Genomic DNA, 18,799 nt, shown 5'->3' on the forward strand with positions numbered 1-18,799 from the left:
AAAAAGCCTGCTATGAAGAAAAAGAAAACTGTATGTTAATACGTAAAAGTAAAGACAGTAAACACATTTTCTTACAATTTTCCCTTTTCCACTCTTGTAATGAAGGCATAGAGCGCTCTGCAAGGTAGTACGATTTGCGTTATCACTCCCTGAACCTCAGCTTTCTCAATGCGTACACAACTACGAGACATCAAAATTCTGATATCTCAGTTACATGATCAGTATTCCGATATTTTGAAAAATTGACCATTATTCAAATAGTTGTACAAAATGACCGGAGTTTAGGTCAACTACAAAAGTGACTTAAACTCTGGTCAAATCAAATGTTGATTAGCAGATTGACAAGCGTGTTGTCTGTGTAAGCCTGACCATAATTCCGATATTTTTTCAGATGCAATCAAATTAACTAACTCTCACATGAGGAGTGAATTTATAGCAGTGGAGCAGTGAAAATCTATTTAAAGCTCTGATAAAATCAAGTTTGTTTAACAGGCAAGATAATGACAAACTCAGCACCCTCACCTAACTGACTATGCGCATCAATAAGCCCGTTGTGCTTTTCGATAATTTTTTTGCAAAGCGCCAAACCAATGCCTGTACCTTCGTATTCATCTGTACCATGTAGCCTCTGAAACAGTGTAAATATTTTGTCTTTGTAGGCTTCATCAAAGCCTATACCATTATCTTTGACAATGATGCGTACAAAACCACCCTCTTTCTGTGATGGACTACTGAATCTCTTCTCACTGATCACTGTTGAATGAATAGTAATTGATGGCACTACGTCTGGTTTTGAAAACTTGAGTGCGTTACTGATCAGATTCTGGAACAATTGCCGGATCAGACCGGGAATTGCTTCAATCATCGGGAAATGGCTAATCGAGAAGGTGGCGTCTTTCTCACGAATCACAATCTCAAGATCATCCAGAATTTCCGTAATGATAGTATTCAGGTTAAGCATCTCAAAGAAAGACCCGTCTGACACTTTCGAATAACTAAGCAGATCATTTACCAGCTTGGTCATACGGGAAGCAGACTGTATAATCTTATCTGCAAAGATAGTGGCCCCATCCATTTCCTGAAGATACTTATTCTTCAACAGGTTACCATACAGGTGTATTTTGCGGATAGGCTCTTTCAAGTCATGTGAAGCTACTGATGCAAACTGTTGCAGGTCATTGTTACTGCTTCTGAGAGCCACATTCAGCTTTTTAAGTTCTATTGTACGTTCCAGCACCTTCTGCTCCATAACTTCCGAAATCCTTTTCTGCTGATCAATATCAGTAGCACTACCTACCCAGGAATAAATCACACGGTTGGTGATCTGAGCACGTGCCCGTAACAGATGCCACTTATATTCATGGCTGGCATTACGAATTTTAATCTCAACCTCGAAGTCATGTGTAGACCGCAGAGCTGCCAGCCAGATCTTTTTTAGTTTGAGCAAATCGGCTGGGTCAACAAAACGTTTCCAGCTATAGTCCGCTGCTTCTGTAGCAGATTCACCTGTAAACAGTTCGAAGTTTTTATTGATAAATGTGATCTTTCCATCCGGACTGGCAGTCCATACGATCAGCGGAACAGATTCTGCCAGAAACTGCCGTTGTTCTATGTTCCACTTTACTTCCTGCCTCGCCTTACGAAGTTCGGTAATATCCAACATGGATTTTAGCATCCGGTAGGGTGTGCCATATTCATCATGCAAAATATACGAACGATCAAGTACTTCTGCATACCCCCCATCAGACTTCTGAAAGCGATATTCCAGTGAGAAGTGACTGGTATTGGTATTAAGCAATCTATGAATTGTAGATTGTACCCTCTCTTTATCGTCCGGATGGATATTGGCAGACCAGAGTTTGCGTGATTGCTGAGGTTCTGCATTTTTGTATCCAAACATTGAGAAAAAGCTGTCACTATACCAGATATCATTATCGATCAGTCTCCAGTCAATAATAGCATCGTTAGTGGCTTGAGACAACAACCGGAACCGCTCCTCACTTTTACTGAGTTCCTGTGTACGTTCCTGTATCTTTTCCTCCAAATTGGAGTTAAGTACCTTCAGATCTTCCTTCGTGCGAATGAGTTCGTTAAAGTTCTTTCTCAACTTAGCCTCATCCATTCTTTTATCTGTAACATTGGTAAAGGTAGCAGCGATTCCGTTTTTAGTTCTTACCGCTACTCCTTCAAAAGATTTTTGTTCAAAGGCAATTTCAAAGTGTGATGGAATGCCTTGGGTATATACCTTCCGAAACTCTTTGAAGAGCGTTGTCTTTATGTCTATTGGGAAAATTGACTCCAGTGAATGGTTGATAATGGCGTTGATAGGCTTTTTCCAGAAAGACTCGGATGCACGATTGGCAGCTACACAGGTAAAATCCCGAACCTTATGATCCCCATCCGTCACCGTTTCAAAAGCAAAAATAGAGCTTTGAGAAGATTCAAATACCCCGTTAATGATCTCATTCAGATTCTTGATCAGACTGATATCTACAAAAGTAAGTATGATACCGTCAGATTTGTTATTATTGTTGATGTAAGGGTATAACTTCATCAAATACGACTGTCCGGACCTGGTAAAAATCTCCTTCTCCACTACCATTTTGGTACTGATAACCTCTTGTAACGCATTATCAATATTGGTATTGAGCAAATTAGTAGAGATATCAGTAATAGGTCGGCCAATATCGCTTTCGATTAGGTTTACTAGTTTACCTACGGATGGATTGAATTTACGTATTCGTAAATCCTTGTCGAGAAATATCTGGCCGATATCTGTGCTTCTGAAATAGTTATTCAGGTCATCATTGAGCTGAATGAGTTCATTGATTTTAAGCTGGTGTTCGGTATTTAGTGTATGTAGTTCTTCATTGAGCGACTGCAGCTCTTCATTGGAACTTTGCAGTTCTTCATTGGAAGAGATCATCTCTTCGTTGGCACTCTGGAGCTCTTCATTGGTAGTCTCAAGCTCTTCAATAGTAGTTTGCAGACTCAGCTTGGTTTCGTTGAGCTCTTCATGCAAGCCATTCAGAAAATCCGGATCATTAAGTTCACCTATCTTTACAGGTGTTTCTTCTACAGGCTGAACTGTTACAGGAAGTTCTTTCAATAAAATCAATGTATAGCCTGTCTTTAACGAAGAAGCAGGCATAGGTCTGACGAGAACACTTACCTGCTTGATTCCCTCACTGGATCGATAGGTTACCTTCTCCTCATTAACCTTTTCGTTATTATTCCATGCCTGCCGGATCATCTTGTGAACAGGAATTACCAGACTTTTGGAAAGCAGTTTTAATAAGTTCAGATTGATCTGCTTATCCGGTAACGAAAGAAATTTTTTATAATCGCCTGCTGTATGTCGTACTTCCAGATTGCTGTCAATATAAATAGCTACATACCCCAGGTCATCACACAAAATCTGCTTGATGTCTTCAGAGAAGTCGCCCGACTGAGTTTTGGCTTGTGAGAAGTCGGGAACTGTTCTCGGAGTATAGGTTCTGGTTGAAGTTAATGGCTTACTAAACAATTCATGATAAGGCCTATTAACTGTTTCGATACGCCGAAAGATCTTCCATTTGCGATCTACATCTTCCAGGGTTTCCCTGATCATACTCACAGACTCTGTACTACCCAGAAACAAATATCCTCCTGGATTCATAGCAAAATGCAAGGTAGAAAGCACCTTCTTCTGCAGAGCAGAGTTCATATAAATAAGCATGTTTCTACATGTCACCAGATCATTTTTAATAAAAGGAGGATCAGTGATAATATTATGCTTGGCAAAAACAATAAGCTTGCGTATCTCCGGAATAATCTGATAAGTAGCATCCCGTTTGATAAAATAGGAATCCAGATAAGAAGCAGGAATGTCTTTCTCTACTGTATTTTCATAAATACCGCGTGAAGCATAATCTATGGCATTGGCATCTGTGTCTGTAGCAAAGATCTTAATTGACAGATTTTTTTTCGACTGTGCTATCATATCATATAGCAGAATCGCAATGCTATAGGCCTCTTCCCCACTGCTACAGGCAGTAACCCATACTTTTATGGTTTCACCGGCAGACTTGTCGTGGATGATTTTAGAAATTACCTGTTCCTTCAGTGAATCAAAGGCTTCTTTGTCTCTGAAGAATTTAGTTACACCAATCAGAAAGTCCTTGCACAGAACCTGCGATTCACCTGGTTGTTTCTTCAGATAAGAGAGATATGCCTTTACATGACGTAATTCCAGTTTCTTTATCCTGCGAGCAATACGCCGAAGAATAGTCGGGTATTTATAATTATGGAAATCACACCCTGTATTCTTATAGATCAGCTTCAGAATGTCTTCCAGCACCTTTTCATCCATGGTCTTTTCTGTAAAGACCCCATTGGATGTATCGTCGATGTAATTGGCGATTTCTTCCGGCATTTGCCAGGGAGCCAGGATCATATCAGCACAGCCTGTGGCAATAGCACTTTTTGGCATTCCATCAAACTTGGCAGATTCGGGCTCCTGTACTACCACCATTCCACCTGCCCGGCTGATTACCTCAATCCCTTTTGTACCATCTGTACCTGTACCTGACAAAATAACGGCAATAGACTTATCTCCCTTATCTTTGGCAAGGCTGTGCAGAAAGATGTCTACGGCGGTATTAGGGCCTTTATCTATGTTCTTTTTGTCAGTCAGCTGTAGCCGGCAGTCTGAGATAGTCATCATCTTTTTGGGTGGAATTACATAGATGCACCCTCTCTCTAACAACACACCATCCTCAGCTTCCTGTACTTTCATATAGGTATGCTTAGCTACCAGTTCTACAAGAAGACTTTTGTAGTCTGGCGACAGATGTTGAATAATGACAAAGGAGAGATTTGAACTCTCAGTCACATTATCAAAAAAGTCATGAATGGCCTCCAGCCCTCCTGCTGAAGCACCTATTGCTACAATAAAGTGCTGTCTGTCAATAGGTACTTCCGTTAATTTTGTATCTACAGAATGATTCTTTTTCACGTTCTTCTCTGTCTGTTAGAGCGTTAAACAACGCTTTTACGTAACGTATATTCGAGTAAAATATGCTGAAGCGAATCAGCGACCTGAATTTCCTGTGTATGCCAGGGCAAAGAAGTATCCTTTACGGTCTGTTGCCATATTTTAAACGAATTGCGTGGGTGATAGTTTTTCTTATCCTGCTCAAATTGTATTGCTTCATCCGGATTTCCTCCCCAGTTAATTTTTTGAATCGCTTCTGACCGGAACACAAACAAGTATTCGTCTTTTGCCGGATGAATAGGAATAGCAATCATCCCTGCGATGTCCTGAGACAGCTTTTCATTATCATATACAGACGCTATAGAGTCGGTAGAAAAGACCTTGTCTGGTTTATTACCCTGTAACCACATAATCAGATTCTTTACTTCGTCCTCATCAGGTGTAACGCCAATGGTTGCCATACCCCGACTATAGGTTAGAGCTGCCCCTTCCGCTTGTAACAGATCCAGTACAGTTGTCTCTTTTTGTAGCAATCCTTTGACCAGGCTATCTTCTGCATAGATCTGCTCTGCCAGACGGGCATGAATGGTCTGTAGGTGTGAGTTACGCTGAAACTCCTCTAATACCTGAAGCCGTGAAAATGTAGAGGATATAAAGCCAGACAAAAGCTCAAAAACAGAACAAAGCTGATACGGAATAAACTTAGCCTGGCGATGGTGACAGGCAATCAGTCCCCATAATCTGTTGTCTTTTATAATACGGATAGACATAGACGACATCACATTCATATTACGCAGGTACTCTATATGAACGGATGCAACACTCCGTAAATTGCAATCAGACAGATCAATAAATGTTTCTGTGGCAGGATTCAGCAGAGGATATAACTTTACGGGAGTGTATTCGCGGTCAGGTATCTGCCGATAGGGATTTTGCAGATATAAGGCTCTGGCCTGGCGAGGTACATCCGAAGCCGGAAATACCAGACCCAGATAAGGCTCCATGCCTTCTTCCAGCGTTTCGGCAATGACAGTACCATTCCAATTTTCATCAAATTGATACACCATGATCCGATCAAAACCAGATATCTTCTTTAACTCGGTGATAGCAATCTCACAGGCAGATGTAATAGTCTGTGCAGATTCCAGCCATGTAATCACATGTTTGACATCCTGATAGACAGATAAAAATGATGTTGTAGCTGATTCATCTTCCGGCAGAATTTCTATTTCCAGAATCAGATAGCTATCTTTTATATGAACAATGGCAAGGCAATTGGTTTGGCGACCAGGTACTGTAAAGGAAAATGATACCGATGTTTTTTTGATTACATCAGATTGTATATGCTCCTCAAGCAGAGTTAATTCCTTTGCTGAAACGTATTTTTTCCAGGAACTATTTATAACTTCTTCAACAGCGATACCAAGTTTTTCTTCAATGTTCTGACTCACCTGAATAATTGTCAGATTGGTCTTCTCCAATACTACCAGGATACCATAAGCCTGGACATGATTGATAAAGTTAAGAGGGAGGCTTCCACAAAATTCTGAATCATAATTTTTTTTAGACATAAGGTATGTAAGTTTGTTTCTGAGGAGCTAAGCCATTTTGCCCTAATACTCCTCAGTTGATGCGTTTGTATGGAAATAGATACACATTTTCTAAGGGCAAAAAAAATAATGCCTGCTGTTTTTTATCTCAAAGCCTCACACGAATCCGAGTCCTATTTGCCAAATCGCACGAAAATCAATTTACGAATGTGTGAAATAAAAGACACCAATGATACATTTTTTTTGCTTTTCTTTTTGATCCTCGTCTACTTATGTCTGCTGTACTCATACTATGTATAGCTGAATATATCAGTCGTTTAACCAGATTATGGGCTATTTTGTTACAAAATTATCTTTGTTTTTGGCGAAAATTACTGGTAATATCTTTCACCATAAATCGGAAAGCAGACAAGTTACTAAGCTGTAGACAAATAACGATAGGATTTGTCTGGTAATTTTTAAAAGACATAAAAATAGTAGGTGATGAATGAGAAAATGTTGAACCTTCTGCCCTTAAAAATGTTATTATGATGTATGGTGGTCACCATCGGCAGTAGCATCCCTTTATCAGACCGCATTTGTGATGCAATGATCTTTTAAATATCTATTGCTCATGTTTCACTTAAAAGAAAGGAGGTACACATGTCTAGTCCCAAGCAAATTTTATCAAACACTACCAATCATCTTTTAGGTGTGAGATTTTGATCGCTTTGCTTTTGTAAAGTGACTCGGGCGGAAATGGTTGGACCGTGCTGGTTGCGTGCCGGCGGTGTTTGATAAGATTTAACCGAGGATTTTGAAACGCATCTGACACCTTATACTGGGTTGGATGCGTTTCGCTTTTTATGGGGATTTATAGAGAAAAAACTATGATAGGTTCTATTTTAACCAGATCAAAGAATAAGATGACTTTCTCTTCTGAAGCGGTGAAAACCTCATTGTACTCCCTTTACCTGCATTTTCAATGTATAAACAGATTCCGAAGCGGTAATAAATAACAAGTTCTTTTCTTTCCCCCCAAAGCATACATTAGCAGTCCATTTGGCCTGAATAGGTATATGTTCGATCTTTTGTCCTTCTTTGCTATATACAGTTACTCCATTCCCTGTCAGATAGATATTGCCCTGATTATCAATAGTCATTCCATCTGATCCCTGATTTACAAACAACTGGCGGTTTTTGAGTACTCCATTGCCTGCAATCTCATATTTATAAGTCTTGTTGTTACCAATATCAGCAACATATAATATTTTACCATCCGGAGTACCGATCAAGCCATTGGGTTGCTTGAAGGTATCATCCAACAGGATAGCTGCTGATGCACCTTTTGGTAAGTAATATAATTTCTCTCCTCCCAAGTTTGGATCAGGGCTCTGACGTTTCCAGTATGGGCGCTGATAGTACGGATCGGTGAAGTAGATGCCACCCGATTTGTCTACCCATACATCATTGGGACCATTGAATGTATGTCCCTGAAAATCTTTGAGCAGAACAGTAACCTTACCTTGTGGACTGATAGACCAGAGCTGGTTGTTTTCATCTGCACAGCTAATGAGATTTCCTTTTTGATCAAAGTACATCCCATTGGAACGACCTGAATTTTCCATGAACACAGAAAGCTTTCCTTCAGTATCATACTTCCAGATTTTGTTATTGGGCTGATCAGTAAAGTATACATTTCCTTTTTTATCTACTGCGGGTCCTTCTGTAAAGCTAAACTGGCTGGATACCAGCTGCGGTTTTGCCTGTGGTGCTATAATGCCACTGCCTGATGTTGAGTCTGCGATAGTTTGCACGGTTTGTCTGAAGTTAAGGTTAGCTACACTTTCTGATAGAGAGCTTTGAACAAATGGCAAGCCTAAAGCTATACAGAGAGCAAATAAACTGGTTGTGAACAGGTTTGTCATGGATAAACGAAGTTGCAAGGTAAATGGATCGTAAGTTACATTTTTTCAAGACAGATAGGATTTTTTTACGTGGAAATATGAAATACAAATGTCCTTAAGTATAACAGAACAATAGATATGCTTTGCCACCATCAAACAACTAAGTAACAGCTTCCTGGAATATTTCAATGAACTAGATGCAGATGCTGTTTTATATTTCTTTATAAGAAAGTAAAGTGATAGAAGAAGACAAAATCTGAAATATATTCTTATCTCTCAGTATCTTGCTTCCCTCCTAACCACCTTTACCTAGTATAATGATCTCACTAAAACGAACAACGGTTACTGATCCGGCCTTTGTGGAATTGGTCAGCATGCTCGACAAAGACTTGTGGGCACGTTACCCTGATAAACAAGGTATTTTTGCCCCTAGCAACAAACTGGATGAACGAGTACAGGTAGTAGTAGCATTTTCAGAAGGACAGCCTTTAGCCTGTGGAGGCTTCCGTCCTACGGCTTCTACTACTGAGATAGAGATTAAGCGGATGTTTGTTCATCCGGCCTTTAGAGGAAAAGGTATCAGCCGAATGATTTTGCAGGAACTGGAACGTTGGGCATCAGAACAACACTATACTTCTGCCATACTGGAAACTGGTATCAAACAACCCGAAGCCATCCGATTATATGAGACTTCTGGCTTTACCCGCATTCCTAATTATGGTCCGTATCAGGATATAGAGGAAAGTGTATGTATGCGCAAGATATTTGCAAGCTGATATAGATACAAAAGACCTGACAGGATCTCTTTACTATAAAAGTAAAGCGTTTGATCATAAGATGTTCAAACGCTTTACCTAACAGAAATTAAACAGAAGATTATAGAAAATACTAATTGGCAGGAACAAAATTAACCTGTAACATGTAGTAAGACCGAACAATATTTTCGTGCTGGCGTGCAGGTTTCCAATTGGAAGTAGTTTTAATAACCCGTACAGCTTCTTCATCACAGCCATGGCCTAGTCCTTTTATAATCTGTACATCAGAAACACTTCCATCCTTCTCAATCAAAACCTTGGTATATACTTTTCCGGCAATGTTATCCTTTTTCGCCTCTTTAGGATAGTGAACATTGATAGTCAGGAACTGATTTAGTGCTGTAGCACCACCAGGAAACTGTGCAGAAACTTCTACCACAGTATAAATCCGGTTTTCATCCGTCTGAGGAGCTTCTTCAGTTGTTGCCTGTGTAGATGTGGCAGCCTCCAGTTGCTGAGTAACCATCTCCAATGCCTGTTCATCTGTCATTTGCTCGGCAACATATTCTTTCTTATCCGGAACAGATGAGTTTGCCAGGGCCACTGTTTGATTTGATGCAAATGTTTTAGTAGCCGTAGTGCTTTTCTTCTTCTGAGCAAATACTACATTTCCAGCGAAGATTAGTACGAATACGAGTGAAGGGAGAAATATAGACTTTTTCATGATTGAATACGTTAAGGGGATGAGTTATATCTTTCTTTTGTTAATTTCAAGAAGTTGTTTTTAATACTGACTGCACACAGAAACAACTTTTCAAGAAACAATTTTGCTAGCGTTTACATACCTAGATACACTGTAGTGGAAACAGGTAATAGTCAGCATTCCTGTAGGAACCATACTGAATGTAAGGATTGATTTATCTCTATTTGATTAACAGGAGTTACCTCTAACTACCACTATGCATTCAGCACCCCAGATTGCCAAAGGTCTTCGACGGAATATTGCCTAAATACAAGAGTTAGGCTTAAAAAAAGCGATATCTATTGGATTATTTATAAGCACAACAGGACATATCCCCTTTGGCAGAGAAAATACACAGATTGAGCAGATAAAAAATAAAAATTATACACTAGTAACACTAACTACGTAAAAAATTCATCCCACCTACTCATCAACACACTTATAAAAGTACTGATTATCTGATAAATACAACAACAATGCAAAAATTTATATCAACCCCACGCCTCATCAAACAAAGTCCGTATCACCTCCATTTATAGTTTGTATTCATGGTGATTCGTGTAGATGCCCTTCACCCCAACAGATATCATACCCATGTTAGTTTTGTAAGTAATTTTACTTATTACTGCCATTTAAAGAAGACTAAATTATTTTTCCTTCAGACTTACAAGTGACCTAATTTAGCATCTTACCTTATAGGACGACCATTATAATAGCTTCTATACTTGTCTCTTGCATCCACAGCTTCGCTATCTACCAGATGAAATGTTTTAGAATCTGCTTCTGGTATTGGCTGTAAGCCCCAAAACACATGTTTAGCATCCACAAAATAGCAATCACCACAATTCCAGCAGCCTCTCTCGGGGTTCATTACACGAATAGTAGCAGGGTCTGCACCAGGCAGCGTATCCATATTGCCTGGTGGGCCTCCATAAAAGACATGTGCTTTATCTTTACCACCTGCTATTGAGTCAAAAGGAACAAACGTTCCAGGATCAGCTACTTTCACTTCTACAGGATAATGTCCTCCATCATTGCTCCACCACATATACACTTTTCCTTTTGTGGTAAAGTATCCTTTATCTAACTCTCTGTAATCAGCTATGTTCAAAAAATCAGTAATGTCTTTCAGGTATTCCACATAGTGAGCTCTTTTATACCTATGTGGATATAGAGTTCGCAGATACACCTTACCATCGTTGTCCTGGTAAATCTGGTTACCTATCCTCTGTAGATCAGTGGTATCATCAATAGGATTGATGAAAGTATCCGGATTTCGATCTGTTTGAATCCAGTTTTCTATACTATTTCTTGAAGAAGAATGCTTTGACTTTGTACAGGAGAATACCAGCAATATAGTGACAAGAAGTACAGCAGGGACAACATATAAAAGTCTCATACAATAAATGGAGGGTTCACAACCAAAATGTATTTCTATTGAAAACTGTAGGTAAGATGGGTAATTTTCCTCTCTAAGGCAAAATACAGGATAAAGTAATCAGACCATTGCAATCTATTCTATAATGGCAGGCCCTCAGTGATAGTAGATGGTAAACCGAGAGATGGGAACATTGCTTCGATTCAGACTTACCTTATGCTTCTTTTGCACTAATTGTATGATAGCCAAGCATAATATCCTTCATGGTGAACTAGTAACAATAGCTTCTGATCAACATACCAGAATACTACATCCAATGGCTGAAATAGGCTCATTCCATATGTTTCCGTATAGTAGTCATGTATGAATGTGTGAAGATAACTACTCCCCATTACAGCAAATTTCTTTTCTTTAATAAATTCATCTGTAATAATGATCAACTTACTATCTTTAACAGAAGTCTCTCCAAACAGCTTTGTGTAAAGCTTTTCTGTATCTTCTTCAAAATCTAGTAATTCCGGAAGTTCCTTATAGGGTAAAGGAAGGTTATATAACTCAGTTATCTTTTCAAAGGAGGCAGGGGTGATATCGTATCTATTCAGTTTGTCCAGAGGATACCTGGGAAAAGTTTCGTGTAGTAGTACACGTAAGTCCGGATAGCTTATAAACTCCATTATTAGGGAGAACTTGTTTCTATTTAACGAGTAGCTGCTCTTATACCAAGAAGAAGATAGTTGTATATATACTTAATTGTATTCAGAGTAGGGAGGTGGGGTATCTAATATTTTTGTATCAATCTTCTTCCAAGTCATGAAAAGCTGGAAAGCTACAATTAAAGCAGCCAGAAAGTAGAGACAAGCATAAAACATTCCTTCAGTGTCCAACCACTCCACATATGCTTCTTGCTTTTTTGGATCACTATACTGGAAAAAACCCAAAGCCTTACACAACTTTATAATTGTAAATAAAAGTATAAAAGAAAAGACCCATGCACTTATGATCAAATACCATTGATTAAATATTGCACCTTCGTACATTTCCTCCAGAGCCCATCTTTTCATAGTATACTATATAATTGTGAGTTTTAAAACATATAATACCTATACAATTCTGATGATAAGCATATCCCAAACCTGTGGATAGGAAATAAATTACTACTTACATATGGTCTGTAAAGGCGAAGACAAATTTAAACCATTTTACATGGTTATCAACACAATACCTACACAGCTGACTATCCTATTCGCTTGGGAGGTAAATAAAGAGTCATGGCTGACTGGCATACACAACAAAAATTCCCCGATGGAAACCTTCGGGGAATTTCAGTAACAAACCACTTACAACCTAAATTTTATTTTTATATCTATAATCAGACTGATGTCTGAGGATATGTCTGCTTGACTTACACTACAAAGGTACTACAATCACACCACTTGTAAAGTCATAATACACTCATTATCATACATATATGCTTTCTCTGGATTTTTTCAAGGAAATAGTTCACCGACAACATAAAACACTGAAAAATAGGCAGATACATATCGCATCAGGTAAATAGAAAATATAACTGCATAGAAAAGTTCCCAGGGCTTTTTACAATTTGTGTCTGTTTCTGTCATCAGGTGCAGATATAACGACAGAAAAAGAGAAAAAAATTAGCCTTTACTAACTAAAAATTTGTACTTACAAGACAATCAAGAGGTTATTCTACATCTTCTAAAAGTAAATAATAGCTTTTGTTAGGCTCGCAACCATTGAGATAATACGGAAAAATAGTATCTCCTTTTATTAGCCATTTCCAGTTATGAAGGTAGTGTTTCTCACTATCCAAATTGTTTATATACACTTTGAATAGGTTGGCTTTGGGATTACTGACTTTTCGTATATACACTGTCTTACTCTGACAATTATTGGTAGTCATAGGTTGGTAACGAATTTGATTCACCTTAATGGAATCAGGAATAAAAGCAACACTAGCCGAATCCAGATTATAAGAAAGTTCAGTAGTATCAGTATTAACATAGATAGGATCAGAGTAAAAAGATCCATTACTGATAGTATCTATTTGAATATGTCCAAAACCATATACAAATTCTCGTTTGTACAACTGGATGACCTTTGTACCAGTTATAGAGTTATTGTATACACTCACCACACTGTCTATCAAATTGTCTGTTAGTTGTGAAGGATTCAAGATCAGTGTATCATTGGAAATCTGGAATTTCCCGCTAGAGGTTCGGGAGTAATAGTCAGCATGAATCGTTAATTCAAATTCATTATTCGGATATAAACTAAGTGAGGTAGCTTCTATAGGAATATCATTTCGATACCGTTTAACTGTGTCTTTCTTTTTCTGACATGACAACAAAGCACTTATCCATATCAGAACAATCAGGTATGTAAGCTTCATAGTTTGGAGTTTAGATGTATCTGAATGAATCCACCATTCTACAAATAGCAAGTATACTCACAACTCTCTCAACTATTCACTTATCAGCAGACATATTTCTTTATTAAATTCAGCATACAAAAAGAGGAGATTGAACTAACTCAATCTCCTCTTTCAATGATTTATTTACAAAAGTTTTATTCGACTTCTATTCCTTTGCCCTGTACCTGCTCCACAATTTTATTTAGTGTTTTAATGGTAAAGTTACGTGTACCGGCTTTACCCGTAAAACTACTGGCAAGCATCATACCGCCATAATTTGGTTTTATAAAAACTATAGGTTGACTATCTTTTCCATCCATTACATATTGGGTATAAACAACAAATGTACTTCGTGAAGTAGACATTACTATAGGAAGTTCTACACCATAGACATAGTTAGCATCTTCATTCATTACCACATTATCCATCGTTTCACGATCACATATCTGGTATTTGTAAGGATAAAAGGTTTTAAAGTTAGCAGCAGTAAGTTCTTTATCAAGCCATTCTTCCCGAATCAACAACGTTTTTTCTGTAACCTTTGGAGCTCTTTCTTTCATCTCTGCCAGTACTCTTTCCTTTTCTTCTTTCGCTTTTATTCCATTCTTTTTAATATTGAGACGCTTAGTAAAATACGCATCAATAGTTTTAAGGCCATATACCATGGAAGCTTTTGTAGGAAAAACATCAAAAAGAGTGGTTGAAAATACAGGCACTCTCCCCCAATCTTCTATTCTATTAACCAACATCACTGAAAACATATCATCATCTCTATCTTCAAAATCTTCTTTAATGTCTTTTACCCAGTACAAACCATTGGCATACAAATAACCAGCACTGAATGATGACGCTCTTGCTGATAAACAAGCAAGCACTGCATACTCAGTCGATTTACTTTTTTTCAACGCATTAATTTCTTCAAATGTCATGTACTGAATATCCTTCTTATTATACGGCCAAAACTTCTCGACAACTGCTTGTACATTTTCATTGTAAATCTTCAAATCCTTTTTATAGTCTTCAATAGATCCGCGTTTAGGTTTTTTCTCAATACGTTTTAGCATTTTTTCACGAGGTTCTTCAATCAGCACAATCAATTTACGAGACATTACTTCTTCAATCTCTTCCACCTTCCCCATTCCCATTTGCGCATAGGTATATGCTGAGAGGCATAAGAATACAAAGGTAAATACTAATTTAAGTAGACTTTTTTTCATAGATTACTGTTTATTTTCTTTAAATAAATAAGCACAAATATATAGCTGGCTTTTATTTTACATCATGCTATCTCAGTAAAAATCCTACAAACAACAATCTATAGATAAGTTCCAGAGCAAAAACATAGTATCCAGATGTTTCTCAATTTGAATGTAGTTACATCTGTAAAACTCCTTTTTCTGATAAACAAAATCTATTATTCCTTCTCTGTTAGCAATCCAACTATTAATCTTTCCATAAAACTTACATCTTAGCCTATAAAGCTTATCTTTATCAGAAAATAACAGGTAGCTAACCCAATATCAGTACACATCCCATTGCAACGGATGGATGATCTTTTCAAAAGGTAATTGCGTTTCCAGATTCAGGCCTGACCAGATACGCTTATTGCGAAGAATAGAAGAAGTATACAGGCTATCAGCGGTTTCAAAGCGGTCACTGAGAAAGAGACGATTTGTGTTTATATCTACAATATAATATTCCTCATAATCTACCAGGTCTGCAAGGGCGGTATAGGCAGTAAAAACAAGCAGTCCATCTTGTTGGAGTTGAAAGGTAAAATCATGATTGGTATTGGAATGTATTATTTTCTTTCGGATCAGTTTCCGAAAATCATGAATCAGCAGGCAGTCTGTCACATCGTCCCAGATAGGAGTCTTTAACTTAATCCATGAAAGATATCCGTTTGCAAGCTTGTAATTCCGAAAAAGCAGGATTTTTTCGCTGGAATAGCCCTCTGGAATAATGCGGGCCTTAGCTAATAGTACAAGCACAGTTTTCAGGCTATCGTGCTGTCTGTTTTCTATATGTAGTGTAGTTTTTGGCTGTAAAAAACACTTTTCCTGATCCGTTTCATACAATATCTTCGTACCATCTGTATGTACCTTGCCAGTACCCATTACCAGGATACCAGCAAGACTCAGAATAATCAGAGTACCTTGCATAGATCAACACGAGTTAATTAACTGTTGCTGTTACTATTACTTTACTAAATATAGAATAAAAGCACAATAAAATTTATTAATAAATAGCTATTTTTTAACGGAAAGTAACTCTGTTGGGATAATAAAATCTGAGAAGCTAAGACGCAAATTGTGTCATAAGCTGAAAAAGTAGAATATATGAAACTAACCTACTGGCATGATCGTATTTTACTCGAATCAGGATATTCTCTGGTAAGGGTAAACCAAAGCTGGGGTATCGTAAATGCCAACGATAAGTGGGTAGTTCCGGCACTGTATCATTCGATACAACCCCTGAAAAACAATGGAGGGTTTCTGGTACGAACAACCACTCAGACTTATCGTGCTCCCCGGCAATCAGCAGTCATTGATCTACACCATAACATTCTTCTGCCGTTTGCATGCAGACGTGGTATATGCTATAACAGACAAGAAAATACGATTACCTACTATGAACTTCTGACAGAACAAAACAAACATTCACATACCCTCTATATTACCTCAACAGGCATCACAAAAGACATACCAGGCTCCAATCCCTATACAAGGTTTACAAGGGATGGTTATATAGGAGTTATCAATGCTGAGAATGAAATTGTACTGCCTGCCGAATGGAAAACGGTCCAGTTCTATCCGACCTATTTCTGTGTTATGGATTCACAGGATCAGTGGTTTAGCATTCCGTTGGTGGCACCACACCAAAAGATTCCACTGCAGGTAGATATATCGTATGCGCTGGATAAAGATGGGCTCTATCTGCGTTTCAGACAGGGAGACTTTCTAGGTATTATAGACAATACAGGACATGTACGAATTCCACCTCTGTATACTTACATTACCTATGAGGCAGAGCACCTGTTTATCGTATCGATTCAGAAACAACAACTACTAGTCAATCTGACTTCCGTAACCACCAGTACTATCTATCTGTCTGTTCAAAAACTAAGAGAAGGAGAATGGGCAGGGTTTACATCTACATTTACATATGATGTCTTGAATCAGGCAGTGCAGATAATCAGACAGGAAAGTCTGGAACACCTGAAAGAGATGTTTCCGGATAACACACAATGGATACATATTACCCCGGAAACAGATGGATATTTGATCCTAAGAGGGCAATCAGAACGCCAATCTATTTCCCTATGGGTAAACCAGAAAATGGAGCCGTTATTTCCAATCAGGCAGTCTGTGGAGTCCATTTACAGGGATGTTGTTTTTTTCTCCAATGGCAATAACAAAGTAAACTGGATGGACGCAACTACCTATGAAGTTCTATCCACAAATGTGTATGAGTCGTATCGTTACTCCCGCCTGATACAGGAATCTGCTTTTGATGTAAAGATGCTCTCACTATCTCTTGAAGCTTTCTGGGATATTCCGTCTGCCCAGCCAGAAGATACACCTTACTTCCGGCTCGATAACGGATTTGTGATGGCCCTGCTCAACAAAAAAGGACATGTAATTCAGTGGCACTGGCGAACATTTTTGCCTGCCGAGCCTCATCCGATTGTAGCCCGATCTTTTTCCAGAGATCGGTTTCGGAGCTGCTTTTATCTGTATACTAAACCTTTTCGCTCTCAGGAGAAGCTCCCCTATTTCAACATAGTATGGGCTAATGAAAATATGCTGCTTGTAAAACAGAACCAGAGATTACATCTACTTGATAAACACTTATATCCGCTCACGAACAACACATTCAAGCGATATAAGGCAGAAAGTCATTACCTATTGTTGCGTAATAACAGAAAGATAGAACTCTGGGACTTTGACGGAAAATTGTTGGTACACAATACACATGTATGGCAGTTTACCCTCTGGAACGCCGATTATATTATTTACCGGGCACCTCATTGCCAGACAGGTATTATCACTATACAGCAGGAATGGATTCTACCAGCAGAATATGAAGCGATTTGTCCTGTAAATGCCTTCTACTGTATGGTAAAAAAGAACAGACGATGGTACCTTTATTCTTTAACACACAGAGATTTTGTATTGATGGGTGATATACAAAAGTTTACCCTAAAGAGAGAGTCCAGACAAAAAAATCATACAATTTTGCGGGTAAGACGAATGAATGGAGCCTGGCAGGTGTTTACGGTATACAATACAAAACTTACTCCTGCATAACGTACCAATGCAGGATACTTATTGCCTATGTGAAGAAAATTTACAATCAAACCACCATATGACACATATACTTGATAACCCCATCTGGAATGCATTAACGACTCACAACCAAGATATCTCCACAGGAAACAACCACGTCCGATACTTTGACCGGGAAATTGCAGCCTTTGCTGGACTCAAAGACAACAGTGAAGAGGATCTCAACAGCCTCTATGCACTAACTCCATCGCCTATCCATTTTATCCTGTTCACTCCAGGTGAGATCTCTATTCCGACAAACTGGAAGATATTGGTAAAAAGAGAACTGCTACAAATGGTATGTGAAAAGCCAACCCTCCCTGGTAGCCAATTAGCTAAAGGCGCCGAACTAATACCTCTGCAAACCAAAGATGTACCTGCTATGCTGGAACTAACCGCTAAAACCAATCCAGGGCCTTTTTTTGTACGTACAATAGAATTTGGTGGCTATCATGGCATTTTCGATGGAGACCGGCTGGTAGCCATGACAGGCCGACGTATGCAACCCGGACCCTATGTGGAAGTTAGTGCAGTATGTACTCATCCTGATTACATAGGCAGAGGATACGCTGCCCAACTGGTTAACCACCAGCTACAGAGTATCCTGACAGAGTCCCGCATCCCATTCCTGCATCTGTTTTCAGATAATATCGGTGCCTATAAGGTATATAAGAAATTAGGATTTGAAACTCGCCGGGAGATGATGGTCTATGTAATTGAAAAACAGGACAAATAAGAATTCTATACGAGGAAT

General features: G+C 38.6%; 12 protein-coding genes. 3 read left to right on the forward strand and 9 right to left on the reverse strand.

The window, feature by feature from the left end:
* Window positions 1-475: 475 nt before the first annotated feature.
* The 3 genes from QNI22_RS29345 to QNI22_RS29355 all read right to left on the reverse strand — a co-directional run bounded on the left by QNI22_RS29345 (window position 476) and on the right by QNI22_RS29355 (window position 8,432).
* Window positions 476-4,996 (reverse strand): chemotaxis protein CheB, encoded by a 4,521-nt coding sequence (locus QNI22_RS29345; RefSeq protein ID WP_314516493.1) that lies wholly within the window; start codon window positions 4,994-4,996, stop codon window positions 476-478.
* 23 nt (window positions 4,997-5,019) lie between these two features.
* On the reverse strand, window positions 5,020-6,546 hold the full coding sequence (locus QNI22_RS29350) for a GAF domain-containing protein (RefSeq protein WP_314516494.1): 1,527 nt from the start codon (window positions 6,544-6,546) through the stop codon (window positions 5,020-5,022).
* Window positions 6,547-7,460: 914 nt separating this feature from the next.
* On the reverse strand, window positions 7,461-8,432 hold the full coding sequence (locus tag QNI22_RS29355; protein WP_314516496.1) for an SMP-30/gluconolactonase/LRE family protein: 972 nt from the start codon (window positions 8,430-8,432) through the stop codon (window positions 7,461-7,463).
* A gap of 296 nt (window positions 8,433-8,728) precedes the next feature.
* Between QNI22_RS29355 and QNI22_RS29360 the strand changes: the two genes are divergently transcribed.
* Window positions 8,729-9,187 (forward strand): GNAT family N-acetyltransferase, encoded by a 459-nt coding sequence (locus tag QNI22_RS29360; protein WP_314516497.1) that lies wholly within the window; start codon window positions 8,729-8,731, stop codon window positions 9,185-9,187.
* Window positions 9,188-9,299: 112 nt separating this feature from the next.
* Here QNI22_RS29360 and QNI22_RS29365 read toward each other — a convergent pair whose 3' ends face one another.
* The 6 genes from QNI22_RS29365 to QNI22_RS29390 form a co-directional block, all read right to left on the reverse strand.
* A complete protein-coding gene (locus QNI22_RS29365) occupies window positions 9,300-9,890 on the reverse strand; it encodes an energy transducer TonB (RefSeq protein ID WP_314516499.1) in 591 nt (196 codons plus the stop codon).
* 706 nt (window positions 9,891-10,596) lie between these two features.
* Window positions 10,597-11,307 carry a DKNYY domain-containing protein gene (locus QNI22_RS29370; RefSeq protein ID WP_314516501.1) on the reverse strand — a complete coding sequence of 237 codons (711 nt, stop codon included), beginning with the start codon at window positions 11,305-11,307 and terminating at the stop codon, window positions 10,597-10,599.
* A gap of 209 nt (window positions 11,308-11,516) precedes the next feature.
* Entirely contained in the window at window positions 11,517-11,960 is a 444-nt protein-coding gene (locus tag QNI22_RS29375; protein WP_314516502.1) for a hypothetical protein, read from the reverse strand.
* Window positions 11,961-12,988: 1,028 nt separating this feature from the next.
* Window positions 12,989-13,696: a hypothetical protein gene (locus QNI22_RS29380; protein ID WP_314516504.1), complete on the reverse strand. Its 708-nt coding sequence runs from the start codon at window positions 13,694-13,696 to the stop codon at window positions 12,989-12,991.
* Window positions 13,697-13,872: 176 nt separating this feature from the next.
* A complete protein-coding gene (locus QNI22_RS29385; protein ID WP_314516505.1) occupies window positions 13,873-14,934 on the reverse strand; it encodes a hypothetical protein in 1,062 nt (353 codons plus the stop codon).
* 303 nt (window positions 14,935-15,237) lie between these two features.
* Window positions 15,238-15,879 carry a hypothetical protein gene (locus tag QNI22_RS29390; protein WP_314516507.1) on the reverse strand — a complete coding sequence of 214 codons (642 nt, stop codon included), beginning with the start codon at window positions 15,877-15,879 and terminating at the stop codon, window positions 15,238-15,240.
* 177 nt (window positions 15,880-16,056) lie between these two features.
* Between QNI22_RS29390 and QNI22_RS29395 the strand changes: the two genes are divergently transcribed.
* Entirely contained in the window at window positions 16,057-18,027 is a 1,971-nt protein-coding gene (locus QNI22_RS29395; protein ID WP_314516508.1) for a WG repeat-containing protein, read from the forward strand.
* Window positions 18,028-18,085: 58 nt separating this feature from the next.
* Window positions 18,086-18,781, forward strand: coding sequence for a GNAT family N-acetyltransferase (locus tag QNI22_RS29400; RefSeq protein ID WP_314516510.1), 696 nt, complete (start codon window positions 18,086-18,088; stop codon window positions 18,779-18,781).
* Window positions 18,782-18,799 lie beyond the last annotated feature (18 nt).

Source organism: Xanthocytophaga agilis (assembly GCF_030068605.1).
GTDB lineage: Bacteria > Bacteroidota > Bacteroidia > Cytophagales > 172606-1 > Xanthocytophaga > Xanthocytophaga agilis.